Genomic DNA, 23548 nt, shown 5'->3' with positions numbered 1-23548 from the left:
CCGGAACCACACAGACCGTTGCGCCCAGCTATCAAAGTCGGACTCTCAACGGCTTCGGTGTACCCACTGCGGGCCGAGGCCGCATTCGAGTACGCCGCCCGGCTCGGCTACGACGGGGTCGAGCTGATGGTGTGGGCCGAGTCGGTCAGCCAGGACATCGACGCCGTCCAGAAACTGTCCCGGCGCTACCGCGTGCCGGTGCTGTCGGTGCACGCGCCCTGCCTGCTGATTTCGCAGCGGGTGTGGGGCGCCAACCCGATCCCCAAGCTGGACCGCAGCGTGCGGGCCGCCGAGCAGCTCGGCGCGCAGACCGTCGTCGTGCACCCGCCGTTCCGCTGGCAGCGTCGCTATGCCGAGGGATTCAGCGACCAGGTCGCCGCGCTGGAGGCGTCGAGCGACGTGATGGTCGCTGTGGAGAACATGTTCCCGTTCCGGGCGGACCGGTTCTTCGGTTCCGGCCAGTCCCGCGAGCGCATGCGACGCCGCGGCGGCGGCCCGGGCCCGGCGATATCGGCCTTCGCGCCCTCTTACGACCCGCTGGACGGCAACCACGCCCACTACACGCTGGACCTGTCCCACACCGCGACCGCGGGCAGCGACTCGCTGGACATGGCGCAGCGGATGGCAGGCGGCCTGGTCCACCTGCACCTGTGCGACGGCAGCGGCCTGCCGGCCGACGAGCACCTGGTGCCCGGCCGCGGCACGCAGCCCACCGCCGAGGTGTGCCAGATGCTGGCCGGCAGCCACTTCGCCGGTCACGTCATCCTGGAGGTGTCCACGTCCAGCGCGCGCTCGGCCAACGAGCGCGAAAGCATGCTCGCCGAATCGCTGCAGTTCGCCCGCACGCACCTGCTGCGCTGACCGATCCAGGAGACCATGAACGCGTTATTCACCACCGCGATGGCATTGCGGGAGGTTGACCCCGGCGTCTTTGAGGGCGAGCTCGACAAGCACTGGACCATCGGTCCCAAGGTGCACGGCGGCGCGATGCTGGCGCTGTGCGCCAACGCCGCCCGCACCGCCTGCGGGGGACCGTCCACCGAGCTGGAACCGGTGCAGCAGCCGGTGGCGGTGTCGGCGAGCTTCCTGTGGGCACCGGATCCGGGGCCGATGCGGCTGGTGACGTCGATCCGCAAGCGCGGCCGCCGGATCAGCGTCGTCGACGTGGAACTCACCCAGGGCGGCCGCACGGCGGTGCACGCGGTGGTCAACCTGGGCGAGCCGGAGCATTTTCCGCCCGACGGCCATGCCAAGCCGCTGCTGTCGGCCAACCCGGTGGTGGGCCTGATGGCGCCCGAGCCCCCCGACGACATCGCCCCGATCGGGCCCGGTCACCCGCTGGCCGGCCTGGTCCACCTGGGCGAAGGCTGCGACGTGCGCCCAGTGCTGTCGACGCTCGGCCCGTCCGGCGACGGTGGCCCGCCGGTGATCCAGATGTGGGCCCGCCCCCGAGGCGTCGCTCCCGACGCGCTGTTCGCGCTCATGTGCGGGGATCTGTCGGCGCCGGTGACGTTCGCCGTGGAGCGCACCGGCTGGGCGCCGACCGTCCAGCTGACCGCCTTCCTGCGCGGCCTGCCCGCGGACGGGTGGCTGCGCATCATCGCGACGTGCACCGAGATCGGGCACGACTGGTTCGACGAGGACCACACCGTCGTCGACAGCCTCGGCCGCCTGGTGGTGCAGGCCCGCCAGCTGGCGCTGGTCCCTGCCGCCGGGTAGCCGCCGCTGTCTGCGATGCTGTCGGGCATGGCAAGAATCGCGATCATCGGTGGCGGCAGCATCGGGGAGGCACTGCTGTCGGGTCTGCTGCGCGCGGGCCGGCAGGTCAAAGACCTGGTGGTGGCCGAACGCGTTCCGGAGCGGGCCCAGTATCTGGCCGACACCTATTCGGTGTTGATCACATCGGTGGCCGACGCGGTGGAGAACGCGTCCTTCGTGGTGGTCGCGGTGAAGCCCGGTGACGTCGAGCCGGTGATGGCGGAGCTGGCCCGGGTGTCCGCGGCGTCCGAAAGCGACAGCGCCGAGCAGGTGTTCGTGACCGTCGCGGCGGGGATCGGCCTCGCCTATTTCGAGTCGAAGCTTCCTGCCGGAACACCGGTGGTCCGGGCGATGCCGAATGCGGCGGCGCTGGTCGGCGCGGGGGTGACCGCGCTGGCCAAGGGGCGGTTCGTCAGCCCCGCGCAGCTCGAGGGGGTCTCGGCACTGTTCGATTCGGTCGGCGGCGTGCTGACCGTGCCGGAAGCCCAGATGGACGCCGTGACGGCGCTGTCCGGCTCCGGCCCGGCGTATTTCTTCCTGATGGTCGAGGCCTTGGTCGACGCCGGCGTCGCCGCCGGCCTGAGCCGTGAGGTGGCCACCGACCTGACGGCGCAGACGATGGCCGGGTCGGCGGCCATGCTGCTGGAACGGATGGATGCCGAGCGGCGACCGGCCGAGGGGGAGGGTCCCGCGCCTCGGGTGGACGCCGCCGCGACGCAGCTGCGGGCGACCGTCACCTCGCCCGGTGGCACCACCGCCGCGGGGCTCCGCGAACTGGAGAAGGGCGGCCTGCGAGCGGCCGTGGATGCGGCGGTTCAGGCCGCCAAAACGCGCTCTGAGCAGCTAAGAATTACATCGGAGTAATCCAAGATTTTTGGACTGATTGTCCCCCACCAGTACCAGTAACCCCATTAGTCCCGCTATTCTCCTCTTTGTATGCACGTGTGGGTGCCAGCGGAGGGGAAGCCGCTGGCATTGCGCGGGCCTGACACGATTGGGTTGCGATGACGTCTACGAACGGGCCATCGGCGCGAGATTCTGCTGGTAAGCGGGACACCGGTCCCGGCGAGGGCCAGGGCAGGACACAATTCCTGACGGTCGCCGAGGTGGCGGCGCTGATGCGGGTCTCGAAGATGACGGTGTACCGGCTGGTGCACAACGGCGAGCTGCCCGCGGTCCGGGTCGGGCGGTCTTTCCGGGTGCACGCCAAGGCGGTGCACGACATGCTGGAGACTTCTTACTTCGACGCCGGCTGACCCCGAAACCGGTTGCGCGCCCAGTGCGCGCGCGGCCGGTCGTGGCTCCGCGGTTGCTCGACGGTCACCGACGCCGGTTTGGTGTTCGGTGCATCCCGCCGGGTAAAGTGTCCGGGTCAATCCTGCACGCAGGTCACGGGTCAGATAGCGGAGTTCATGGGTTCAGTAATCAAGAAGCGGCGCAAGCGCATGTCGAAGAAGAAGCACCGCAAGTTGTTGCGCCGCACCCGGGTGCAGCGCAGAAAACTCGGCAAGTAAGGGCCCGTCCGCGGCTGCTGCCGCGGCCGCTCCCGGTCGATAGGCTGTTTGGGTGGATCAGTCGAGTGGGGATGGCGCCGGAACCGGCGACACCACGAGAAACACGGTGCACTACCCCAAGGTTGTGCTCGTTACCGGCGCGTGCCGGTTCCTGGGCGGCTACCTGACCGCCCGGCTCGCGCAGAACCCGATGATCAAATCGGTCATCGCGGTGGACGCGATCGCGCCCAGCAAGGACATGCTGCGCCGGATGGGCCGGGCGGAGTTCGTCCGTGCCGACATCCGTAATCCCTTCATAGCCAAGGTTATTCGCAACGGCGACGTCGACACGGTGGTGCACGCGGCGGCCGCCTCGTACGCGCCCCGGTCCGGGGGCACCGCGGCGCTGAAGGAAATCAACGTGATGGGCGCGATGCAGTTGTTCGCCGCCTGCCAGAAGGCGCCCTCGGTGCGCCGCGTCGTGCTCAAGTCCACCTCCGAGGTGTACGGGTCCAGCGCCCACGACCCGGTGATGTTCACCGAGGACAGCACGAGCCGCCGGCCGCTGCGCGGCGGTTTCGCCAAGGACAGCCTGGACATCGAGGCCTACGCGCGCGGGCTGGGGCGGCGCCGACCCGACATCGCCGTGACGATCCTGCGCCTGGCCAACATGATCGGACCGGCGGCGGACAGCACGCTGTCGCGGTACCTGGCGGGGCCGCTGGTGCCCACGATGTTCGGCCGCGACGCCCGGCTGCAGTTGCTGCACGAGCAGGACGCGTTGGGTGCGCTGGAGCGCGCGGCGATGGCGGGCAAGGCCGGTACCTTCAACATCGGCGCCGACGGGATCATCATGCTCTCGCAGGCGATCCGCCGGGCCGGCCGGATTCCTTTGCCGGTGCCCGGTTTTGGCGTCTGGGCGCTGGATTCGCTGAGGCGGGCCAACCGCTACAACGAGATCAGCCGCGACCAGTTCGCCTACCTGAGTTACGGCCGGGTCATGGACACCACCCGGATGCGCACGGAACTCGGTTACCAGCCGAAATGGACGACGGCCGAGGCCTTCGACGACTACGTCCGCGGCCGAGGCATGACTCCCATTATCGACCCGCATCGGGTACGCTCCTTGGAGGGTCGCGCCATATCTTTAGCTCAGCGCTGGGGTAGCCGAAATCCAGTTCCGTGGGGTGGGGTCAGGTAGGTATCGTGGCGGGTGAAACCAGAGCGAATGTCATTCCACTGCATACGAATCGGGGTCGGGTAGCGGCGCGTCGGAGAGCCGATCAGCGCGCCGAGTCAGCTCGCCAGCATCCTTCACTGCTTGCGGATCCCCACGGTCGGGCGTCGGCCGAACAGATCGCCGCCGTCGTCCGCGAGATCGACGAGCATCGGCGTGCCGCGGCCGCGGGGTCGGCGGAGGCGCCGCTCAACGAACTGGCGCAGCGCGTCGCCGCGGTCGCCGGATTCTTGCGCCAGCGGCTCACCGGTGACTACACCGTCGACGAGTTCGGCTTCGATCCGCACTTCAACGCCGCGATCGTGCGGCCCTTGCTCAGGTTCTTCTTCCGGTCATGGTTCCGGGTGGAGGTCAGCGGCGTCGAGAACCTGCCCAGCGACGGCGCCGCGTTGGTGGTGGCCAATCACGCCGGGGTGCTGCCGTTCGACGGGTTGATGCTGTCGGTCGCCGTGCACGACGAGCACCCCGCACAGCGGGACCTGCGGTTGCTCGCCGCCGACATGGTGTTCGACCTGCCCGTCGTGGGCGAAGCCGCCCGCAAGGCGGGCCACACCATGGCCTGCACGACCGACGCGCACCGACTGCTCGCCGCCGGCGAACTGACCGCCGTGTTCCCGGAGGGCTACAAGGGGCTCGGGAAGCGCTTCGAGGACCGTTACCGGTTGCAGCGGTTCGGCCGCGGCGGCTTCGTGACGGCGGCGCTGCGCACCAAGGCGCCCATCATCCCGTGCTCGATCATCGGCTCCGAAGAGATCTACCCGATGCTGACCGACGTGAAGCTGCTGGCCCGGTTGTTCGGCCTGCCCTACTTCCCGATCACGCCGCTGTTTCCGCTGGCGGGGCCGGCGGGCCTGGTGCCGTTGCCGTCGAAGTGGCGCATCGCCTTCGGTGAGCCGATCTACACCAACGACTACTCCGCGTCCGACGCGGACGACCCGATGGTGACCTTCGAGCTGACCGATCAGGTGCGCGAGACCATCCAGCAGACGCTGTACCGGTTGCTCGCCGGCCGGCGCAACATCTTCTTCGGCTGAACCGCTGCGTCCCCCTGACGCGAAAACGCCCCGGAGCCTGCGGCTTCGGGGCGTCTTGCGCTCGAATTACTTGACCATCGTGAACTGACAGACGTTGGTGTACCCGTCCCGGAACAGGTCCGAGCAGCCCCGCAAGTACTTCAGGTAGATGTCGTAGGTCTCCTGGCCCTTCAGGGCGATCGCCTCGTCCTTGTGCGCCTCGAGCGCGTCGCCCCAGGCGGTCAGCGTCGGAACGTAGTTCTTGCCGATGAAGTGGTGCCGCTCGATCTTGAAGCCCGCGTCGGTCGCGTACTTGTCGACCAGGTCGACCTGCGGCAACTTCCCGCCGGGGTAGATCTCCTTCAGGATGAAGCTGATGAACCGCAGCAGGGTCATGTTCACCTGCAGGCCCATCGCCTTGCCCTCTTCGGCCGAGGGCACCACGATCGAGTGCAGCAGCATGCGGCCGTCGTCGGGCAGCAGGTCGTAGTACTTCTTGAAGAAGGTGGCGTAACGCTCGTACCCGGCATCACCCGCGCCGTCGGCGAAGTGCTCGAACGCGCCCAGAGACACGATGCGGTCGATCGGCTCGTCGCCGGGGAATTCCTCCCAGCCCTGGATCCGCACCTCTTTGCGGCGGGGGCTGTCCATCTTGTCGAACTCGGCCACGCAGTGGGCGTACTGGTTCTCGCTGAGCGTCAGGCCGATGACGTTGACGTCGTACTCCTGTACGGCGTGGCGCATCGTCGAACCCCAGCCGGAGCCGATGTCGAGCATCGTCATGCCGGGCTCGAGGTTGAGCTTGTCCAAGGCGAGCTTGCGCTTGGCGTACTGCGCCTCTTCCAGCGTCTTGGTCAGATTCTGCGGGTCCGGATTCTCGTCGAAGTAGCCGCAACTGTAGGTCATCGACGGGTCGAGCCAGAGCTTGAAGAACTCGTTGGACTTGTCGTAGTGCGACCGGACCTTCTCGACCGGCGGCTTCAGCTGGGTGCTACCCGTTTCCCCCTGTGAAGTCATTGATTCGAACCTACTTTCCCGCTGATATGGACGCGACTGCCGCGACGGTTGCTTCGTGGTCGGCTTCGTTGTTTGCGGCTTCCCCCAGCATCGTGACTGTACTGGTGATCACCGGTTGGCCCTCGGCGTCCGTGACCTCGCTGCGGATCTCTGTGATCACGGCGCCATGGGACTCAATGACAGAGTCTAGATAGGTGTCGAAGTAAAGCCTATCCCCGGCGACGATCGGCCGGTGGAACTTGAATTTTTGGTCGCGGTGCATGACCCGCGCGATGTTGATCGGAATGCTGAACTTGGTGAAGATCTCCAGCTGCACGCGCCGACCGGCGATGGCGAGGAATGTCAGCGGGGCCACCAGCGCGTCATACCCGGCGGCGGCGGCGTCGGCCTCGCTGAAGTGCGTCGGGTGGTCGTCCTTGATGGCGAGCGCGAACTCCCGGATCTTCTCGCGGCCGACCAGGAAGTAGTCCGGTGCCCGGTAATGGCTGCCGATGAGCCCTTCGGCTCCCTTGGGGATTGTCATACCGCTGTCGCTCTCCGCTCGAATAGGTCTCAGCGGCGCAGCCTATCAGCGCGATTGTCGCCGGGATGCCACCGCGGCCAGTGCACCACCGGCCGCCCCCAGCGCCAAGGCCGAGGGCACGCCGATCCTCGCGGCCTTGCGCGCGGTGCGGAAGTCACGGATCTCCCAACCGCGTTCGCGGGCCAGCGTGCGCAGCCGGGCGTCGGGGTTGATGGCGACCGCAGTGCCCACCAGCGACAGCATCGGCACGTCGTTGAAGCTGTCCGAATAGGCCGTGCAACGTTTGAGGTTGAGGCCCTCCCGGATCGCCAGCGAACGCACGGCGTGGGCCTTGCCGGTGCCGTGCAGGATGTCGCCGACCAGCCGGCCGGTGAAGACGCCGTCGACGGACTCGGCGACGGTGCCCAGGGCGCCGGTCAGGCCGAGCCGGCGCGCGATGGTCGCCGCGAGCTCGTAGGGCGTGGCCGTGATGAGCCAAACCTGTTGGCCCGCATCGAGGTGCATCTGCGTGAGTTCGCGGGTGCCCGGCCAGATCTTGTCGGCGATGATCTCGTCGTAGATCTCCTCGCCCAGGGCGACCAGCTGCTCGACCGAGCGGCCCTCGATGAACGCGAGCGCTTTGCGCCGGCCGGCGGCGACGTCGTTGCTGTTCTCCTTGCCGAGGATCTGGAACTTGGCCTGGGCGTAGATGAAACCGATCACGTCGCGGTAGGTGAAGTAGTTGCGCGCGGCCAGCCCGCGACCGAAGTGCACCGCTGAGGAGCCCTGCACCAGCGTGTTGTCCACGTCGAAGAAGGCGGCCGCGGTCAGGTCGATCGGTGGCTGAGGGCGGTCTTCCTCGCCGGCGGTTTCGGCCTGCAGGCCTTCCAGCGCGCGGGCGGCGCTGGCCTCGGCGGCCAGCGACTCCAAGTCGACGCGGCTGAGGTCCCCGTCGACCGGGTCCGAGGAAGTCATCGCCAAACCTCCGAGATCGCTGTGTTGCCTGGCGACCCAGTGGGTCCCGGTCATCAACCCTATCGGGCGGGGGTGGGGGTGGGCGCCGGCTATGCCGCTCTGCCGAGTGTGAAGCTAGCCGCACACTCGCCGAGCGTGCGGCTAGCTTCACACTCGCCGAGTGAGCGCGTCGTCTGAACGTTCAATACGGATTTCGAGCGTTAATCGCTGCGAATGTTGATAGTGAACCAATCTGCCGGAACACCTTCGCGAAGCGCGACATCAAGTTCCTCAAAGTTAAGGATTAGGATATGGGAAGCCGCGGGAGCGTCGCTTTCGCCCATCCATCCTCGATCTGTAGGTTCGTGATCAACTGTCAAACTTACCCGTCCGGGAAAATTAATTGGATCCGGCTTAGCCAAGGTTACCCTTGGATTCAGGCCTTCCTGATACCAGCGGTAAGCGGGGCTGTGGGTGTATTCCCCCGGGCGGGCGATCTGGCTTATCAAAAACGCGAGATACTTTTCGGCGTCGTCAAAACTTCTGAACATCCAGTACGTGTGTCGCGAGCCGCGTTCTTCGCTATCAATGAAGTATTTACCTTCGTCCCATACCAAATAATAAGAAACGTCACCGTCATCAATGAAGGCTAACTCGTGGCTGCCCGTCATCTCCGGTGGCCGACGCCCCCAAAAAACCTGGTCCTCGGATTCCCAATCTCTTGGCTCGCGCCCAGCGTAGCCCGGCAACCGGCCTTGCCTGTGGAGATAGATTTCCTGCCATTCATACCAGTATTTTATTATTCGGTGGAGGAATGGAGGTAAGCCTTGGAGGTCGAGATGGTAATCCGTCATCATGACTCCTTAAGTCTTTTACGGTTTGTTAAGGAAGTGTTTGTCAATGAGGGCTTGAACACTTGCCCGCTCACCTCTTGGCGCAATGATCAGGAATTGAGGTTCACCACCAGGGTGTCCAAACCATGGCGCCGCTCGGGAAAATTCTATTCGCCAGCCAGGCGGTAGGCCAACCGAGGCATCAACTCTATAAGCAAAATACGGTTTGTCCAGACTCGTATGGGGAAGTGCACGTCCTTCGTATGGTGTTCCTTCGAAAGCGAGCCAGTCGCCTCCTGGATAGCCGATACGATCTAGCCACTTGCCGTGTAATGAAGCAATATCGGCCGGCGTCAGGTCCCGCACCGTACCTGGAATCGCATAGGGTTTTGCGGGATCGTCAACATCTGGATATCTCAACCTTCCATTTTGGCCTTCGAAGAGCTTCCGATATTCGTCTTCAGACAGTTCGCCAAATTCTTTCGCATCCGGGAAGACGGCTCTTGCCAGGGGCGGGTCGTCGCCGCCGTGGTGCGCGTGATCGCCGGGCGTATCGCCGTCATCACCCGCATGGGGGTCGTGCGGCTCGTTTCCGTCGGCAGGCTGATGTGGCCCATGGCGGTCGTCGGGCGGATGCGGCGGCGCGCCTTCAACAGGTTGGTGCGGCTGGCCGCCGTCGCCGGGCGGATGTGGCGGACCGTCGTGAGGCGCGCTGCCGGGTGTCTCGGGCGGGTGCCCGCCCGGTTCCCCGCCGTGAGGCACCTCCCCAAGGCCGGCTGGTGCTTCGGCGGGCGCTCCGCTCATTGGGACCGACGGTGACTGCGGCAAATGAGGCGGCGTGGGAGGCGATGGGACCTCAGCGCTGGGAGCCTGGCCGGCCGGTTCGCCGCCCGGAGGAGGCGGCGCATGGGTCGGCACCGGTTCAGCCGGTTTCGGGTGGGGTAGCGGCGCCTGGTCGGCCGGCGGGGGCACCGCAGGTTTGCCGCCCGGCTCCGGCGGCACGGCGATCGGTTTGGGCGGCTCACCGGCGGGCGGCTTCTGGCCGACCGGCGGCTTCGATTCTGTCGGGCTGTGCGGGAGGGGGCCGTCAGTCGGCCCGGGCGCGGGCTTGCCCGACGCCGGTGGTGCTGGCTTGCCGGGCTCCGGCTTGCCCGGCGGCGCGGGTGGGCCCGATTCCGGCGGCTTTGGGGCGGCCGGGGGTGGCTCCGCCGGGGGCTTCACCGAGGGTGGTTTCACGCCGTCCGGCAGCCGAGACGCTTTCAAACCCTTCACCGCGTCGCCAAGGCCGCGCCCCAGCTTGCCGAGCTTCGACAGCGGGCCGCCGGGCAGCGCCAACGTTCCCACGTCGAAGAGGGTCTTGCCGAACGCTTCGTCGGGGTTCGTACCCCACTCGTCCCAGTGGGTTACCTGCTTACCCAGCGCCTTCCAGGATTCGGCGACGCCGGGTCCGCCGTCGGGGCCCAAACCCACCAGAGTGGCTTCCCCTTCGACCATGCCGACCGCGTCTTTGAAGAAGCCCCCCGGATCGGTTTGGAGGCGGGCCGGACTGAATTGGTAGGCGCCCTCGAGAAAATCCCAAGCCTCCACCCCAAGACCTTTAAGGGACCGGCCGACGTGACCGAGGACTCTGCCCACCCCGGTGCCGTGCAGGAAGTGGTCCCACTCTTTCCCCGCCCAGCGGCCCATATCTTCTATCGCGGTGGCGGCGGCGGTCATGGTGGCGTTGATCTGGTCGCCCAACGTCTCGGCTTCATGGCCAAAGTTGTCGACCACCGTGCGGATATCGTCGGCGATCCTCTTGATCTCGTCTTCGTCCTCGTCGGTCAGCAGATCCCAGACCTCTTTGATCCCGGTCAGCGGGTCGCAGATGCGCGACAACAGATCCAGGATGGCCGCGTGAACATTGTCGATCTTGGCCGCATAGCTGTTGAGTTGCGCGGCGATCGTCTGGCACTGGCGTGCGACGTTGATGGTGGCCTCGGAGGCATCCGACAGCGCCTTGTTGACGGCAGCGCTCTCCGGGATCTGCTGGGCGCCGATCGCGGCCATGGTGCCGCCACCGGCCGCGGTCTCGGTGGCCATGAAGGTGGCTCCAGCGGTGTTCCAGGCCGCCGCGGCGGCCCGCAATTTCGCCGAATCGCCGTTGGGCCAGATCATGCCGATGTACGGCGCCACCCAACCCCAGCCCGCCGGGGCGCCGCTACCGGCCCCGACCGCCGACGGTGACTTCGCGCCGACGGTCGGCGGGGCGGTCACCCGCGGCGTCGGCAGGGCCGCGCTCTGGCTCGTGACATCCGATAGCGCCTCGGCCAGCGCATAGTTGTGCGCCGACACCCGCACCCCGTCGCCGATGCTGCACAGCCCGTTGCGGGTGCTGGTCATCGCCTCGATCACCTTGATCGCCGCGCCGTCATACGTGCGGCCCAATGCCGCGCCCACCGGATCGTCGCCGGCCATGCCCGAGCTGCCGGCCAAGGCGGCGGTCAAGGCCGAGATCACCGATCCCAGCGACTCGCCGGTGGCCAGTACTGTGGCACCGGCCCGGTCTAGGGCAGTCGGATCACACGCCAGCGGCGCCATCTGGTCACGACCACATACCGAGATTCGTCGACATCGCCCCGGTGTAGTTGCCGTGCGCCACCGCGGCCGCCTTCTCGAGTTGCGCCAGCGCCTCGCGCATCATCGCCTCACCGCGCACCCAGTGCTGATGCGCCTCCGCGTGGGCGGCCGCGGCCTGCCCGGTCCACATGGTGTGCAAACATGTTGCCCGAGCATCGGTTTCGGTGATCATGTCCTCGGCGTAGCGCTGAAACGCCGCCATCCGCCGCACCGCATCGGCCAACGCCTGGGGATCAACCCGAAACGCCTCAGCCACCGCGCACCGCCCGCTCCGCCCGGGCGGATCCGGCCTCGTTGGCCTGATAGCCCTCACCGGCCTCACCCACCAGACGCGCCAACATCGACAACCCGAGCTGGACCTCGCGCGCCCCCCGGTGCCAGAGCTCCCACGCCGAGGCGTACGCGGACCCCGACGCGCCCTTCCAGCCGCCGAGCAGCTGACCGAGTTGGTCGTCGAGCTGGGTCAGCTCGGCGGCAAGGTGCTCGGCCGCGCCGCCGATGGAGACGGCATGGCTGTGCATCACCACCGGGTCCACCCGCACGGTTTCGTCGGCCATTACCGGAACATAACGCCTGGTAGATGGCCCCACAAGTCACCCGGTGCCACACTGGTGGCCATGACCGACACCCCGCCGCGCCCGCAGGTGCAGCTGCTGACCCGCGACGGCTGCTCCCTCTGTGAGCGGGTGCACGGCCGGCTCGGCGAACTCGCGGCTGAGCTGGGCTTCGACCTGTCGACCGTCGACGTCGACGCCGCAGCGGCGTCCGGTGACGCGGCGCTGCGGGCCGAATTCGGCGACCGGCTACCCGTGGTTCTGCTCGACGGCCGCGAGCACAGCTACTGGGACATCGACGAGGACCGGCTGCGCGCGGATCTGGCCCGATGAGGGCCGCCGGGCAATTATTTGGTAGCCCACCTGTTCAACGATTACCTTGGAAACCAGTTCAATTACTGGAGGAAGCAAGGGAGCTGGCCAGGTGATGCTGCCGTGAGCGTCTTGCTTTTCGGGGTTTCGCACCGCAGTGCGCCGGTCTCCGTCCTGGAACAACTCACCATCGACGAATCCGATCAGGGCAAGATCGTCGACCGGGTGTTGCAGTCGCCCCTGGTGACCGAGGCGATGGTCTTGTCGACATGCAACCGCGTCGAGGTCTACGCGGTGGTCGACGCGTTCCACGGCGGGCTGGCGGCGATCGGGCAGGTGCTGTCGGAGCACTCCGGCATGTCCATGGGGGACCTGACCAAATACGCGTACGTCCGCTACAGCGAGGCCGCCGTCGAGCACCTGTTCGCGGTGGCCAGCGGCCTGGACTCCGCGGTCGTCGGTGAGCAGCAGGTGCTCGGCCAGGTGCGCCGCGCGTACGCCACCGCCGAAACCAACCGCACGGTCGGCCGGGTGTTGCACGAGCTGGCCCAGCGGGCGCTGTCGGTGGGCAAGCGGGTGCACTCCGAGACGGCCATCGACGCCGCCGGCGCCTCCGTGGTTTCGGTCGCCCTCAACATGGCCGACCGCCGGCTGGGCGGCCTCGAGGGCAAGACCGCCGCGCTGGTCGGCGCGGGCGCGATGGGCGCCCTGGCGGCGGCCCACCTGACCCGGGCCGGCATCGGGCACGTGCACGTCCTGAACCGGTCGTTGTCCCGGGCGCAGCGGTTGGCCCGCAAGCTCCGCGAATCCGGCGTGCAGGCCGACGCGATGTCCCTCGACCGATTGGCCGACGCCGTGGCCGACGCCGACGTCATGGTCAGCTGCACGGGCGCGGTGAGCCCGGTGGTCACGCTGGCCGACGTCCACCACGCGCTGGCCGCCGCGCGCCGCGACGAGTCGACCCGCCCGCTGGTGATCTGCGACCTGGGCATGCCGCGCGATGTCGACCCCGCCGTCGCCGGCCTGCCCGGTGTCTGGGTCGTCGACGTGGACCGCGTGCAGCATGAGCCGACGGCGCACGCTGCGGCCTCCGACGTTCACGCCGCGCGCCACATCGTCGCGGCCGAGGTCGCCGCCTACCTGGCCGGCCAGCGCATGGCCGAGGTCACCCCGACGGTGACCGCGTTGCGGCAGCGCGCCGCCGACGTGGTGGAGGCGGAACTGCTCCGCCTGGACAACCGGTTGCCCGGCCTGGAGAGCGCCCAGCGCGAGGAAGTGGCGCGCACCGTGCGCCGGGTGGTGGACAAGCTGCTGCATGCGCCCACCGTGCGGATCAAGCAACTCGCCAGCGCCCCCGGCGGCGACAGCTACGCCGAGGCGCTGCGCGAACTCTTCGAACTTGACCAGACCGCCGTCGACGCCGTTGCCGCGGGCGAATTGCCCGTCATATCAACCGGATTCGACGCGGGAACCCAAGAACCTTCGGCCGGGTAACCGATTGGCGAACGTGATCCGGATAGGTACCCGGGGCAGCCTCTTGGCCACCACCCAGGCCGGCGTCGTCAGGGATGCCTTGATCGCCAACGGTCATCCCGCGGAGTTGGTCATCATCAGCACCGCCGGCGACCGCTCGTCGGCGCCGATCGAGACACTGGGCGTCGGAGCCTTCACCACCGCGCTCCGCGAGGCCATCAACGACGGGCGGGTGGACGCCGCGGTGCACTCCCACAAGGATTTGCCCACGGCGGACGACCCGCGGTTCACCATCGCGGCGATACCGCCCCGCAACGACCCCCGCGACGTGGTGGTGGCCCGCGACGGCCTGGTGCTCGGGGAGTTGCCGCCCGGTTCGCTGGTGGGCACGTCGTCCCCGCGCAGGGCCGCGCAGCTTAGGGCATTGGGTCTCGGTTTGGAAATCCGCCCCCTACGAGGCAACCTAGATACCAGGTTGAACAGGGTAAGCAGTGGTGACCTCGACGCGATCGTGGTAGCCCGGGCCGGACTGGCCCGGCTCGGACGCCTCGACGATGTCACCGAGACGCTAGAGCCGGTGCAGATGTTGCCAGCACCGGCTCAAGGTGCGCTCGCCGTCGAATGCCGCGCCGGTGACGGGTTGGCGGCAGTGCTGGCGGAGTTGGACGACGCGGACACGCGCGCGTCGGTCACCGCGGAGCGAGCCCTGCTGGCCGAACTGGAGGCCGGGTGTTCCGCACCGGTGGGCGCGATCGCCGAGGTGGTCGAGTCCATCGATGAGGAAGGCCGCGTCTTCGAAGAGCTGTCGCTGCGTGGTTGCGTGGCGGCGCTGGACGGGTCCGACGTGATCCGCGCGTCCGGCATCGGCACCGCCGACCGGCCGCGGGAACTGGGGGTTTCGGTCGCCGCGGAGTTGTTCGAACTCGGCGCCCGAGAGCTCATGGCCGAAGCGCGGCAGGACCCGGCGCGAGGAAATTAATTGCGAGTGACGTGGGAGCGACAATGACGACGCGAGGGCGTAAGCCGAGACCCGGCCGCATCACGTACGTGGGTTCCGGTCCCGGCGATCCGGGACTCCTGACCACCCGGGCCGCGACGGTCCTGGCGAACGCCGCGCTGGTGTTCACCGACCCCGACGTACCGGAGCCGGTGCTGGCTCTGATCGGCAAAGACCTGCCACCGGTTTCCGGCCCGGCGCCCGCCGGTGCCGCAGGCGGCGAGGCCGCCACCGGCGGAGCCGAGCAACCGGCGGTGATCTCGGCCGGTCCCGACGTCCGTCCGGCGCTGGGCGAGCCCGCCGAGGTGGCCAAGACTTTGACCGCCGAGGCGCGCGCCGGCGTCGACGTGGTGCGCCTGGTCGCCGGCGATCCGCTGACGGTCGACGCGGTCATCACCGAGGTGAACGCCGTCGCCAAGAGCCACCTGCACCTGGAGATCGTGCCCGGCCTGGCCCCCGCGGGTGCCGTGCCCACCTACGCGGGGCTGCCGCTGGGCTCGTCGCACACCGTCGCCGACGTGCGTGACCCCCAGGTGGATTGGGACGCGCTGGCCGCGGCCCCCGGCCCGCTGATCCTGCAGGCCACCACGTCGCATCTGGCCGACGCCGCGCGCACGCTGATCGAGCACGAGCTGGCCGAGACCACCCCGTGCGTGGTGACCGCGCACGGCACCACCTGCCAGCAGCGTTCGATCGAAACCACGCTGGGCGGTCTGACCGACTCGGCCGTGCTGGGCGGCACCGATCCCGCGGGGCCGTTGACCGGGCCGCTGGTGGTGACCATCGGCAAGACGGTGGCCAGCCGCGCGAAGCTGAACTGGTGGGAGAGCCGCGCGCTGTACGGCTGGACCGTGTTGGTGCCGCGCACCAAGGACCAGGCCGGTGAGATGAGCGAACGGCTGACCTCCTACGGCGCGCTGCCGATCGAGGTGCCCACGATCGCGGTCGAGCCGCCGCGCAGCCCCGCCCAGATGGAGCGCGCCGTCAAGGGCCTGGTCGACGGCCGCTTCCAGTGGGTGGTGTTCACCTCCACCAACGCCGTGCGCGCGGTGTGGGAGAAGTTCGGCGAGTTCGGTCTGGACGCCCGGGCGTTCTCGGGCGTGAAGATCGCCTGCGTCGGCGAATCGACGGCCGATCGGGTCCGGGCGTTCGGGATCAGCCCCGAGCTGGTGCCGGCCGGTGAGCAGTCGTCGCTGGGCCTGCTGGACGACTTTCCGCCCTACGACAGCATTTTCGACCCGGTGAACCGGGTCCTGCTGCCCCGCGCCGACATCGCCACCGAGACGCTGGCCGAGGGGCTGCGTGAACGAGGCTGGGAGATCGAGGACGTCACCGCCTACCGGACGGTGCGGGCCGCGCCGCCGCCGGCCGAAACGCGGGAGATGATCAAGACCGGCGGCTTCGACGCCGTGTGCTTCACCTCCAGCTCCACGGTGCGCAACCTGGTCGGCATCGCCGGCAAGCCCCACGCGCGGACGATCATCGCCTGCATCGGTCCCAAGACCGCCGAGACCGCCGCCGAGTTCGGGTTGCGGGTGGACGTGCAACCGGAAACGGCCGCCGTCGGTCCGCTGGTCGACGCCCTGGCCGAACACGCCGCGCGGTTGCGCGCCGAGGGCGCGTTGCCGCCGCCGCGTAAGAAGAGCCGCAGGCGCTAGTGGCTGTGGCCGCCGAACTGGCGAGCGTGCGTGTTCGTACGCCGACACGCCGCCGGGGCCGGCAATCCGCGCACGCGCGCTGCGGCGCGACGCGATGAGCGTCGGCGGCTACCCCCGGCAGCGTCCGCGCCGGCTCCGCTCCACCCCCGCGCTTCGTCGTCTGGTGGCGCAAACGTCTTTGGAGCCAAGGCATTTGGTGCTGCCGATGTTCGTCGCCGACGGCGTCGATGAGCCGCGGCCGATCGCCTCGATGCCCGGCGTCGTGCAGCACACCCGCGATTCGCTGCGCAGCGCCGCCGCCGACGCCGTCACCGCGGGGGTCGGTGGGCTGATGCTGTTCGGGGTGCCTCGCGACGAGCAGAAGGACCCGACCGGGTCGGCCGGCACCGATCCCGACGGCATCCTCAATCTGGCCCTGCGTGACCTGGCCAAGGATCTCGGCGATGCGACGGTGTTGATGGCCGACACCTGCCTGGACGAATTCACCGATCACGGACACTGCGGCGTCCTGGACGCCAGGGGCCGGGTGGACAACGACGCCACGCTGCAACGCTACGTGAAACTGGCTGTGGCACAAGCGGAGTCGGGCGCCCACGTGGTCGGTCCGAGCGGGATGATGGACGGCCAGGTGGCCGCGATCCGCGACGGCCTGGACGCCGCGGGCTACACCGACGTGGTGATCCTGGCCTACGCGGCGAAGTTCGCCTCGGCGTTCTACGGCCCGTTCCGGGAGGCGGTCAGCTCCAGCCTGTCCGGCGACCGGCGCACCTATCAGCAGGAGTCGGGCAACTACCGCGAGGCGCTGCGCGAGATCCGGTTGGACCTCGACGAAGGCGCGGACATCATCATGGTCAAACCCGCGATGGGTTACCTCGACGTGGTGGCCGCCGCGGCGGATGTTTCGCCGGTGCCGGTGGCCGCCTACCAGGTTTCCGGGGAGTACGCCATGATTTGCGCTGCGGCGGCGAACAATTGGATCGACGAGCGCGCGGCCGCGCTGGAGTCGTTGACCAGCATCCGCCGCGCGGGAGCCGATATCGTGCTGACCTATTGGGCCGCGGACGCGGCCGGTTGGCTTTCGTGAGATGGGGCTAGCGATGATCACAGCCAGGAGCGCCGAGCCGAAGCCGTTGTTCTACGAACCGGGCGCCAGCTGGTGGTGGGTGGCCTGGGGCCCGGTGGCCGCCGGTTCGATGATCCTCATCGAGATCTGGAGCGGGGCCCCGGTGTCGTACCTGATCCCGGTGATCTTTTTGGTCTTGGTGTCGGGATTCGTCGCGCTGCAGGTCAAGGCGGCCCGAATCCACGTCTCGGTCGAGCTGACCGAGGACGCGCTGCGCCAAGGCACCGAGACCATTCTGGTGCGCGAGATCCTCAAGGTGTATCCCGAGCCCGAACACCACGAAGCCTCCGGCAAGGAGCTGGCCCAGTGGCAATCGGCCCGGGCCCTCGGCGAGTTAATCGGGGTGCCCCGCGGCCGGATCGGCATCGGCCTCAAGCTCACCGGGAGTCGTACCGCGCAGGCCTGGGCCCGCCGGCACCGTGAGCTCCGCGCGGCGCTGATCCCGCTCGTCCAGGAGCGGGTCGAACCCGCCGGATCGGACGCCGACCGGGACGACGACGCAGGATCGGCGCTGTGAGCGCCGGCAACGGCAGCACCAGGGCCCTGATCGAACTCCTGCTGGCCTGCGCGGCGCTGGCCGGCGCGGCGGTGAGCTGGTCGCGCTCGCATCACACCGTGGCGGTGGCGCCCATCGCGGACGGGCAGCCGTTCACGTCGTCGATGGTCTACGACCCGCAGCTGCTGTTGCTGACCTTGCTGCTGCTGACCGGCGCCGGAGTCCTCGCGGTGGTGGGAACCGCCCGGCACCGTCGAGAGCGGCGCTCTAAGACGTCCTGACCAGCGGCAACGCCAGCCGACGGCGCCTGTCGATGGCGTCGGCCAGGTCGTGCAGCGCCTCGGGCACCGAGTGATTGTCGGAAAAGCCGCTGTCACCCAGCGTCTCGGTCACCGCCGGGCCCGCAACCAAGGTCCACTGCACCCCTTCGGCGCGGCATTCCGCATCGAAGGCCTGCAACAGCGAAATGCCCGCCGCAGCAAACTGGCTGACGTCGCCCATGTCGAGCACCACGCGGTCCTCGCCGAGGATGAAACGTCGAATGTGGTCGGCCACTTGGTCGGCATTCACGGCGTCGATCTCGCCCCGGATCGTGACCACCGTCGCCAACTGTCGACGGTGGGCCCGCACCCATGCGCCGCCGCAGCGGAAGACGCCGTTTTGCTCTCGCGTCAAAACCTCGGCGATCGTCATGGGCACCCCTCACTCTCCGTGCCGCTCGCTATGCCGTTGACGCTAAACCGCAAGGTTAAGGAGGGTGAAAGCCGCAGCTAACGTTTCGCTAAGAAGCGATTTTCGGGCGCAATTTTCCGCGATCCGAGCAAAGCCCAACCGGCGCCGCTTTTCGGCGAAAGACCGCATGCCACACCACAACCGTCCGCGCGAGTGGGCGATTGCGCTGTTAGGCTGCCAGGGCTGCCGGTTGCGAGGCGGGGGCCAGTGACCTCGCGTGGTCGCCCGGTCAGCCGAGCGAGAAGGCAACGGAACGGCAGAATCCAGGCGGGAAGAAAGCGCTGTGCGCGTCGGAGACATCAAGGGAGAGATCAGGGGCGAGATCAAGGCCCTGACGGGACTCCGCATCGTCGCCGCGCTGTGGGTGGTGCTGTTTCACTTCCGGCCGATGCTGGGTGACGTGGGGGCCGACTTCCGCGACGCCCTCGCGCCCGTGCTCAACTGCGGCGCCCAGGGCGTCGACCTGTTCTTCATCCTCAGCGGATTCGTCCTGACCTGGAACTACCTCGACCGGATGGGCCGGTCCTGGTCGACGCGCGCCACCCTGCACTTCCTCTGGCTGCGGCTGGCCCGGGTGTGGCCGGTGTACCTGGTCACCCTGCACCTCGCCGCCCTCTGGGTGATCTTTACCCTGCACGTCGGCCACGTGCCGTCGCCCGACGCCGCTCAGCTCACCGCGATGAGCTACGTGCGACAGGTCCTGCTGGTGCAGCTGTGGTTCGTCCCGTTCTTCGACGACTCGAGTTGGGACGGGCCGGCCTGGTCGATCAGTGCCGAATGGCTGGCCTACCTGCTCTTCGGCCTCCTGGTGCTGGTGATCCTGCGGATGAAGCAGGCGACGCGGGCGCGCAGCCTGATGGTGCTGGCGTTCGCGGCGGCGTTGCCGCCCGTGGTCATGCTGCTGGCCAGTGGCCACTTCTACACGCCGTGGAGCTGGCTGCCGCGGATCGTCACGCAGTTCACCGCAGGCGCGCTGGCCTGCGCGGCGGTGCGCAGGCTGCGGCTGACCGATCGCGGGCGCCGCGTCGCGGGCTACGTGTCCCTGCTTCTCCTGGCTGCCATGGTCGGCGTCCTGTACTGGTTCGACGCGCACCCCATCTCCGGCGTCGTCGAGAACGACAGCGGCGGGGTGGTCGACATCCTGTTCATTCCGCTGGTGATCACGCTGGCGATCGGCGTCGGCAGCCTGCCGCGGGTGCTGTCGACCCGGGTGATGGTGTACGGCGGGCAGATCTCGTTCTGCCTGTACATGGTGCACGAGTTGGTGCACACCGCGTGGGGCTGGTCGGTCGAGCAGTTCGAGCTGCGGCCGCAGGACGATCCGTGGAAATGGAACGTCATCGGCCTGCTCGCGATCGCCGTCCTGATCTCGATCGTGATGTATCACTTCGTCGAAGAGCCCGCCCGCCGCTGGATGCGCAGGATGGTCGACGTCAAAGCCGTCTCCGCGCGAGGCGAGCCCGACGATTCGCCCGGCGGCAAGGTCCATCCGATCGACCGCTCGCTGGAAGCGGTTTCGGCCCGAGCGGTATGACCGTGCGCTGAGGCCCGGCCGCGAACGGCCGACGGATAATCGATGAAAACGCGGTGGCACGTGACGATGCCGGTGACGGGGGAGGTCGTAGTGAGTCGTCTGGCCACCTTTGTCGTCGGCCTGACTTTTCTGGTGGGCATCGGCATCGCCTACCCGGCGCAGGTGCGCACGTACGACACCTTGACCCTGGATTTCCGGCTGAACCACATCGCCGTCGTCGGCGACTCCTACACCACCGGCACCGGAGAGGGCGGCCTGGGGCCAAGGTCGTGGCCCGCCCGCGCGTGGGACCTGCTCGCCGCGCGGGGCGAACGGATCTCGGCCGACGTCGCGGCCGAGGGCAGGGCGGGCTATGGCATGCCGGGCGACCACGGCAGCGTCTTCGAGGACCTGACGGCCCGGGCCGTCCAGGGCGACGACGTGCTGGTGGTGTTCTTCGGCTCCCGCAACGACGAGCCGATCGACCCGGGTGTGATCGGTCAAAAGGCGCGCAGCACATTCGATTTGGCCCGCCGCCTGGCGCCGTCGGCCAGGTTCCTGGTGATCGGGCCGCCGTGGCCGACGGCCGACGTGCCCCTGCCGATCCTGTTCATTCGCGACCAGCTCGCCGCGGCGGCCGCGGGTGCGGGGGCGACGTGGGTCGACCCGATCGCCGAACGCTGGTTCGTCGGCAGGCCCGACCTGATCGGGGCGGACGGCGTGCACCCCAACGACGCCGGGCACCAGTACATGGCCGACAGGATCGCGCCGCTCATCCGGACCCAGCTGTCGACCTAGCTGTGGCGGGCGGCCTCCTGGGCCAGCTGTACCCGCGACGACACGGCGAGCTTGGTGTAGACGTGCGTCAGATGAGACTGGACGGTGCGGGGCGAGATGAACAGCCGCGCGGCGATGTCCTTGTTGGGCAGCCCTTCCCCGACGAGCCGCACGACGTCGAGCTCGGTCGGCGTCAGCGACTCCCAACCGTTGGCCGGGTGTCCGCGCGCACCGCGGCCCCGCCGCGCGTAGGCGATGGCCTCGGCGGTCGACAGGCGCGTTGCCCTCAGCCCAGGCCATTTCGAAGGCCTTGGCGTCCAACGCGTTCCGCACCTGCATCAGCGCCGCGTCGTAGCGTCCTTGAAAAGCCTTGAAGCGCATCGAGCCATGGCGGTGCCGCATGCTTTCGGCCGCACCGAAAAGCCGTGCGGAATGCTCGGGATTGGTAAGGCCGGCCAAGGCCGCAAGACCGTCGAGGGCGTCGGGGAGATATTGGTGTCCGCCCGTGTGCTCGGCGACCGCGACGGCGTCGTGCAGGTCGCGTTCGGCTTGCTGCGGCTCACCCTGGGCGACGGTGACGCGCGCCCGCGCCGTCAGCGCCGCGGTCCCGGTGGGCAGCTCGCTCACGCTCTGCTCGGTCCAGTCCAGCAGCGGCGTGTCCGCCGACGAATCAATGTCGATCATGTTAGCCAGCATGCGGGCAAGGCGAACGGCAAAACATCAGCAAAACCGCGCAGAATCGGGCTGCCGTCGCGCCGATTCGCGACCCGGGGTGAGGCGCGGCTCAGTCCTCGGCGTGCCGCTCGTAGTCCCAGCGCTCGAGCCGGGCTTGCAAGTTCAGCAAGCCGAACCCGGCGACCGGAGCGGCGGCCGCTATGCAGGCCAGCAGCAGCGGAGTCATCCCCGTAACCTCCCAAAACCCTTCGCTGATATGACGTTCGTCGGCCAGGAGAAGTTCATTACGGTTCACCGCCCGCCTGCGCGCGGTCCGCCAACACGACCGCGATCACCGCGACGGCGCGCAACCCCTCGATGTCGGGAAATCCGGTTTGCCGCACCGCCCGCTCCTGGTGGCGGGGGGGAAGGTCGTTCGCCCGGACGGTCATCGGTCTCCGTTAGGACGCCATCCACGCGAGCTCGCCGGGCAACTGCGCCCGCCAGTAGACGATGTCGTGGCCACCAAGCGAGAAGCTACCCGCCGGCGGCGTTTTCAGCTGATTCACGAATTGCCGGGTGGCCGGATAGAACCGGTCGAAGGTGCCGCAATCCACGCGCAGCGGAATCTGCGACAGCGCCGGCACGCCCAGGACGCTGTTCTGCGTCCAGTCGTCATTGCTGTCGAACGCCTTGGGGGCGCTGTCGGCGAACGAGGTGTACAGCGCCGGGCTGATCGCGCAGATCCCCGCGGTCCGCGCCGGGCCGAGCTTGGCGCCAAGGTGCAGCGCCCCGTATCCGCCCATCGACCAACCCATGAAGCCGACCCGGGAGGTGTCGAAGCCCATCGTGGACAGCATCGGTAACAGCTCGTCGAGCACCATCGCGCCGGAGTCGGTGCCGTCGGCCCGCTTGTGCCAGTAGGAGTCGCTGCCGCCGTCGACGCCCACCACCGCGAACGGCGGCCGGCCCTCCTTGACCAGCTGGGCCAGGCCGTGCTCGACACCGCAGTCGAGCATCATGTTCGCGTCGCCGTCCTTGCCGTGCAGGGCGATCACCGGGCGCAGCGTCCCGGTATGGCCGGGCGGCAACGCGATCACATAGTTCGTCTTCACGCCCCCGCGGGCGGCGGAGACGAACGAACCGGTGAGCTTGGTCGGCAGGTTGCTGCTCGCCGCGGACGGCTCGAACGGGGCCGGGGCCTGCGGCAACGTCGCGGCCCGCGGCCTGACCGGGTCGAGCAGGCCACTCAGGGCGAACACGCCAGCGGCTCCCAGGCCGGCGCTGGCTCCCATCCGCAGCACCGCCCGGCGTGTCAGGTCAGGCATGATCGCAATGATGCCGCCCGGACCGGTGATTACCTGCCGAGCCACGCCGAAATGGAAGCATTGTGTGATCTGGCGTGACCTCCCGGTCTCCAACCGGTTACCTGCGGTGCACCGGGTCGCCGGGCGCGCGGCCGGTCCGGCGGCCGAGTTGCGGCGTCGTGCTAGGGCCACCAGCACGCCGACACCGGCGTGACGGGCTTGGCAATGTCGGAAGTATCTCGTTGTGCCACAACGTAAGTCGTATTGATCGCGACATGGCGGCGCGGGCCCACTCGCCGCCCCGCCGGACCTGCTGTCTCAGCGGGCCGACGGCTCGGCTTCAACACCGGGTGTCCTCGCCGTGCTCGCCACCGCACTGCTCCGCGAGCAAGACCCGCACCTTTGAGCTGACTGGCCGGTAATGCATCGCGTTCCTCGTTAGGCTGCACTCAGTGTCAGGGTGAGGTTGCCGCTTGTTGCGGTGGTTGGATCCTGATCACCTGGTGTTTGGCTCGTAGGCTCGTTG

27 protein-coding genes are annotated in these 23548 nt (G+C 68.4%); 16 read left to right on the top strand and 11 right to left on the bottom strand.

Going from position 1 to position 23548, the window contains the following annotated elements; all coding sequences use genetic code 11:
• Nucleotides 1–18 precede the first annotated feature (18 nt).
• The 7 genes from BST44_RS11465 (at nt 19) to BST44_RS11435 (ending at nt 5522) form a co-directional block, all read left to right on the top strand.
• Nucleotides 19–861, top strand: coding sequence for a sugar phosphate isomerase/epimerase family protein (locus BST44_RS11465; RefSeq protein ID WP_083177239.1), 843 nt, complete (start codon nt 19–21; stop codon nt 859–861).
• Between the two features lie 15 nt (nt 862–876).
• A complete protein-coding gene (locus BST44_RS11460; RefSeq protein ID WP_083177238.1) occupies nt 877–1719 on the top strand; it encodes a thioesterase family protein in 843 nt (280 codons plus the stop codon).
• 27 nt (nt 1720–1746) lie between these two features.
• Nucleotides 1747–2622, top strand: a complete 876-nt coding sequence (gene proC, locus BST44_RS11455) for a pyrroline-5-carboxylate reductase (protein ID WP_208619775.1) — start codon at nt 1747–1749, stop codon at nt 2620–2622.
• 140 nt (nt 2623–2762) lie between these two features.
• Nucleotides 2763–3014: a cell division/environmental response transcriptional regulator gene (locus BST44_RS11450; protein WP_007167650.1), complete on the top strand. Its 252-nt coding sequence runs from the start codon at nt 2763–2765 to the stop codon at nt 3012–3014.
• 156 nt (nt 3015–3170) lie between these two features.
• A complete protein-coding gene (locus BST44_RS11445) occupies nt 3171–3272 on the top strand; it encodes a 30S ribosomal protein bS22 (protein WP_003402602.1) in 102 nt (33 codons plus the stop codon).
• A gap of 52 nt (nt 3273–3324) precedes the next feature.
• Nucleotides 3325–4452: an SDR family oxidoreductase gene (locus tag BST44_RS11440; protein WP_083177236.1), complete on the top strand. Its 1128-nt coding sequence runs from the start codon at nt 3325–3327 to the stop codon at nt 4450–4452.
• Nucleotides 4434–5522, top strand: coding sequence for a lysophospholipid acyltransferase family protein (locus tag BST44_RS11435; protein WP_007167652.1), 1089 nt, complete (start codon nt 4434–4436; stop codon nt 5520–5522). Before BST44_RS11440 ends, BST44_RS11435 begins: the two co-directional genes overlap by 19 nt.
• Before the next feature lie 66 nt (nt 5523–5588).
• Here the strand turns inward: BST44_RS11435 and BST44_RS11430 are convergent, their stop codons facing one another.
• The 7 genes from BST44_RS11430 to BST44_RS11405 all read right to left on the bottom strand — a co-directional run bounded on the left by BST44_RS11430 (nt 5589) and on the right by BST44_RS11405 (nt 11983).
• On the bottom strand, nt 5589–6518 hold the full coding sequence (locus BST44_RS11430; protein WP_083177235.1) for a cyclopropane mycolic acid synthase family methyltransferase: 930 nt from the start codon (nt 6516–6518) through the stop codon (nt 5589–5591).
• Nucleotides 6519–6528: 10 nt separating this feature from the next.
• A complete protein-coding gene (locus tag BST44_RS11425) occupies nt 6529–7041 on the bottom strand; it encodes an FAS1-like dehydratase domain-containing protein (protein ID WP_083177234.1) in 513 nt (170 codons plus the stop codon).
• 45 nt (nt 7042–7086) lie between these two features.
• Complete coding sequence (locus BST44_RS11420) at nt 7087–7995, bottom strand: HAD family hydrolase (protein ID WP_083177233.1); 909 nt, start codon at nt 7993–7995, stop codon at nt 7087–7089.
• 200 nt (nt 7996–8195) lie between these two features.
• Nucleotides 8196–8828 carry a hypothetical protein gene (locus BST44_RS29530; protein WP_142274461.1) on the bottom strand — a complete coding sequence of 211 codons (633 nt, stop codon included), beginning with the start codon at nt 8826–8828 and terminating at the stop codon, nt 8196–8198.
• An 18-nt stretch (nt 8829–8846) separates the two neighbouring features.
• Nucleotides 8847–11387, bottom strand: coding sequence for a glycohydrolase toxin TNT-related protein (locus BST44_RS11415; protein ID WP_083177232.1), 2541 nt, complete (start codon nt 11385–11387; stop codon nt 8847–8849).
• Between the two features lie 4 nt (nt 11388–11391).
• On the bottom strand, nt 11392–11682 hold the full coding sequence (locus BST44_RS11410) for a WXG100 family type VII secretion target (RefSeq protein WP_083177231.1): 291 nt from the start codon (nt 11680–11682) through the stop codon (nt 11392–11394).
• Entirely contained in the window at nt 11675–11983 is a 309-nt protein-coding gene (locus BST44_RS11405) for a WXG100 family type VII secretion target (RefSeq protein WP_083177230.1), read from the bottom strand. Before BST44_RS11405 ends, BST44_RS11410 begins: the two co-directional genes overlap by 8 nt.
• A 60-nt stretch (nt 11984–12043) precedes the next feature.
• Here BST44_RS11405 and BST44_RS11400 point away from each other — a divergent pair, with 60 nt between their 5' ends.
• The 7 genes from BST44_RS11400 to BST44_RS11370 all read left to right on the top strand — a co-directional run bounded on the left by BST44_RS11400 (nt 12044) and on the right by BST44_RS11370 (nt 18320).
• Entirely contained in the window at nt 12044–12313 is a 270-nt protein-coding gene (locus tag BST44_RS11400) for a glutaredoxin family protein (RefSeq protein WP_083177229.1), read from the top strand.
• A gap of 102 nt (nt 12314–12415) precedes the next feature.
• Complete coding sequence (locus BST44_RS11395) at nt 12416–13786, top strand: glutamyl-tRNA reductase (RefSeq protein ID WP_083177228.1); 1371 nt, start codon at nt 12416–12418, stop codon at nt 13784–13786.
• 13 nt (nt 13787–13799) lie between these two features.
• On the top strand, nt 13800–14744 hold the full coding sequence (gene hemC / locus BST44_RS11390; RefSeq protein ID WP_083177324.1) for a hydroxymethylbilane synthase: 945 nt from the start codon (nt 13800–13802) through the stop codon (nt 14742–14744).
• Nucleotides 14745–14767: 23 nt separating this feature from the next.
• Nucleotides 14768–16420, top strand: a complete 1653-nt coding sequence (locus BST44_RS11385; protein ID WP_083177227.1) for a bifunctional uroporphyrinogen-III C-methyltransferase/uroporphyrinogen-III synthase — start codon at nt 14768–14770, stop codon at nt 16418–16420.
• A 94-nt stretch (nt 16421–16514) separates the two neighbouring features.
• Nucleotides 16515–17504: a porphobilinogen synthase gene (hemB, locus tag BST44_RS11380; protein ID WP_083177226.1), complete on the top strand. Its 990-nt coding sequence runs from the start codon at nt 16515–16517 to the stop codon at nt 17502–17504.
• Nucleotides 17505–17517: 13 nt separating this feature from the next.
• A complete protein-coding gene (gene mce1N, locus BST44_RS11375) occupies nt 17518–18060 on the top strand; it encodes a transport-regulating membrane protein Mce1N (RefSeq protein ID WP_244184793.1) in 543 nt (180 codons plus the stop codon).
• Nucleotides 18057–18320 (top strand): hypothetical protein, encoded by a 264-nt coding sequence (locus tag BST44_RS11370; RefSeq protein ID WP_083177225.1) that lies wholly within the window; start codon nt 18057–18059, stop codon nt 18318–18320. Before mce1N ends, BST44_RS11370 begins: the two co-directional genes overlap by 4 nt.
• Here BST44_RS11370 and BST44_RS11365 read toward each other — a convergent pair.
• Nucleotides 18307–18732, bottom strand: coding sequence for an STAS domain-containing protein (locus BST44_RS11365; RefSeq protein WP_083177224.1), 426 nt, complete (start codon nt 18730–18732; stop codon nt 18307–18309). The genes BST44_RS11370 and BST44_RS11365 overlap by 14 nt on opposite strands.
• Before the next feature lie 322 nt (nt 18733–19054).
• Here BST44_RS11365 and BST44_RS11360 point away from each other — a divergent pair, with 322 nt between their 5' ends.
• Complete coding sequence (locus BST44_RS11360; protein ID WP_439330712.1) at nt 19055–20305, top strand: acyltransferase family protein; 1251 nt, start codon at nt 19055–19057, stop codon at nt 20303–20305.
• A 90-nt stretch (nt 20306–20395) separates the two neighbouring features.
• Complete coding sequence (locus BST44_RS11355) at nt 20396–21082, top strand: Rv0518 family GDSL lipase (protein ID WP_083177321.1); 687 nt, start codon at nt 20396–20398, stop codon at nt 21080–21082.
• Here the strand turns inward: BST44_RS11355 and BST44_RS31455 are convergent.
• The 3 genes from BST44_RS31455 to BST44_RS11345 all read right to left on the bottom strand — a co-directional run bounded on the left by BST44_RS31455 (nt 21079) and on the right by BST44_RS11345 (nt 23043).
• Nucleotides 21079–21234, bottom strand: a complete 156-nt coding sequence (locus BST44_RS31455; RefSeq protein ID WP_341865315.1) for a response regulator transcription factor — start codon at nt 21232–21234, stop codon at nt 21079–21081. The genes BST44_RS11355 and BST44_RS31455 overlap by 4 nt on opposite strands.
• Before the next feature lie 786 nt (nt 21235–22020).
• Nucleotides 22021–22167 carry a hypothetical protein gene (locus BST44_RS30085; RefSeq protein WP_158086650.1) on the bottom strand — a complete coding sequence of 49 codons (147 nt, stop codon included), beginning with the start codon at nt 22165–22167 and terminating at the stop codon, nt 22021–22023.
• Between the two features lie 9 nt (nt 22168–22176).
• Nucleotides 22177–23043 carry an alpha/beta hydrolase gene (locus tag BST44_RS11345; RefSeq protein ID WP_279628973.1) on the bottom strand — a complete coding sequence of 289 codons (867 nt, stop codon included), beginning with the start codon at nt 23041–23043 and terminating at the stop codon, nt 22177–22179.
• Nucleotides 23044–23548 lie beyond the last annotated feature (505 nt).

This window comes from Mycobacterium scrofulaceum (genome assembly GCF_002086735.1).
In the GTDB taxonomy this organism is placed as follows: domain Bacteria; phylum Actinomycetota; class Actinomycetes; order Mycobacteriales; family Mycobacteriaceae; genus Mycobacterium; species Mycobacterium scrofulaceum.
The sequence above is the reverse complement of the archived record's forward strand: the minus strand, read 5'-3'. Positions and strand labels throughout refer to the sequence as shown.

Coding starts and splice junctions, on each gene's coding strand:
- BST44_RS11405 (WP_083177230.1), bottom strand. CDS start 11,983: ATGGCCGACGAAACCGTGCGGGTGGACCCGGTGGTGATGCACAGCCAT.
- BST44_RS30085 (WP_158086650.1), bottom strand. CDS start 22,167: ATGACCGTCCGGGCGAACGACCTTCCCCCCCGCCACCAGGAGCGGGCG.
- mce1N (WP_244184793.1), top strand. CDS start 17,518: ATGATCACAGCCAGGAGCGCCGAGCCGAAGCCGTTGTTCTACGAACCG.
- BST44_RS11385 (WP_083177227.1), top strand. CDS start 14,768: ATGACGACGCGAGGGCGTAAGCCGAGACCCGGCCGCATCACGTACGTG.
- BST44_RS11400 (WP_083177229.1), top strand. CDS start 12,044: ATGACCGACACCCCGCCGCGCCCGCAGGTGCAGCTGCTGACCCGCGAC.
- hemB (WP_083177226.1), top strand. CDS start 16,515: ATGAGCGTCGGCGGCTACCCCCGGCAGCGTCCGCGCCGGCTCCGCTCC.
- BST44_RS11445 (WP_003402602.1), top strand. CDS start 3,171: ATGGGTTCAGTAATCAAGAAGCGGCGCAAGCGCATGTCGAAGAAGAAG.
- BST44_RS29530 (WP_142274461.1), bottom strand. CDS start 8,828: ATGACGGATTACCATCTCGACCTCCAAGGCTTACCTCCATTCCTCCAC.
- proC (WP_208619775.1), top strand. CDS start 1,747: ATGGCAAGAATCGCGATCATCGGTGGCGGCAGCATCGGGGAGGCACTG.
- BST44_RS11365 (WP_083177224.1), bottom strand. CDS start 18,732: ATGACGATCGCCGAGGTTTTGACGCGAGAGCAAAACGGCGTCTTCCGC.
- BST44_RS11460 (WP_083177238.1), top strand. CDS start 877: ATGAACGCGTTATTCACCACCGCGATGGCATTGCGGGAGGTTGACCCC.
- BST44_RS11430 (WP_083177235.1), bottom strand. CDS start 6,518: ATGACTTCACAGGGGGAAACGGGTAGCACCCAGCTGAAGCCGCCGGTC.
- BST44_RS11420 (WP_083177233.1), bottom strand. CDS start 7,995: ATGACTTCCTCGGACCCGGTCGACGGGGACCTCAGCCGCGTCGACTTG.
- BST44_RS11345 (WP_279628973.1), bottom strand. CDS start 23,043: ATGCCTGACCTGACACGCCGGGCGGTGCTGCGGATGGGAGCCAGCGCC.
- BST44_RS11415 (WP_083177232.1), bottom strand. CDS start 11,387: ATGGCGCCGCTGGCGTGTGATCCGACTGCCCTAGACCGGGCCGGTGCC.
- BST44_RS11425 (WP_083177234.1), bottom strand. CDS start 7,041: ATGACAATCCCCAAGGGAGCCGAAGGGCTCATCGGCAGCCATTACCGG.
- BST44_RS11450 (WP_007167650.1), top strand. CDS start 2,763: ATGACGTCTACGAACGGGCCATCGGCGCGAGATTCTGCTGGTAAGCGG.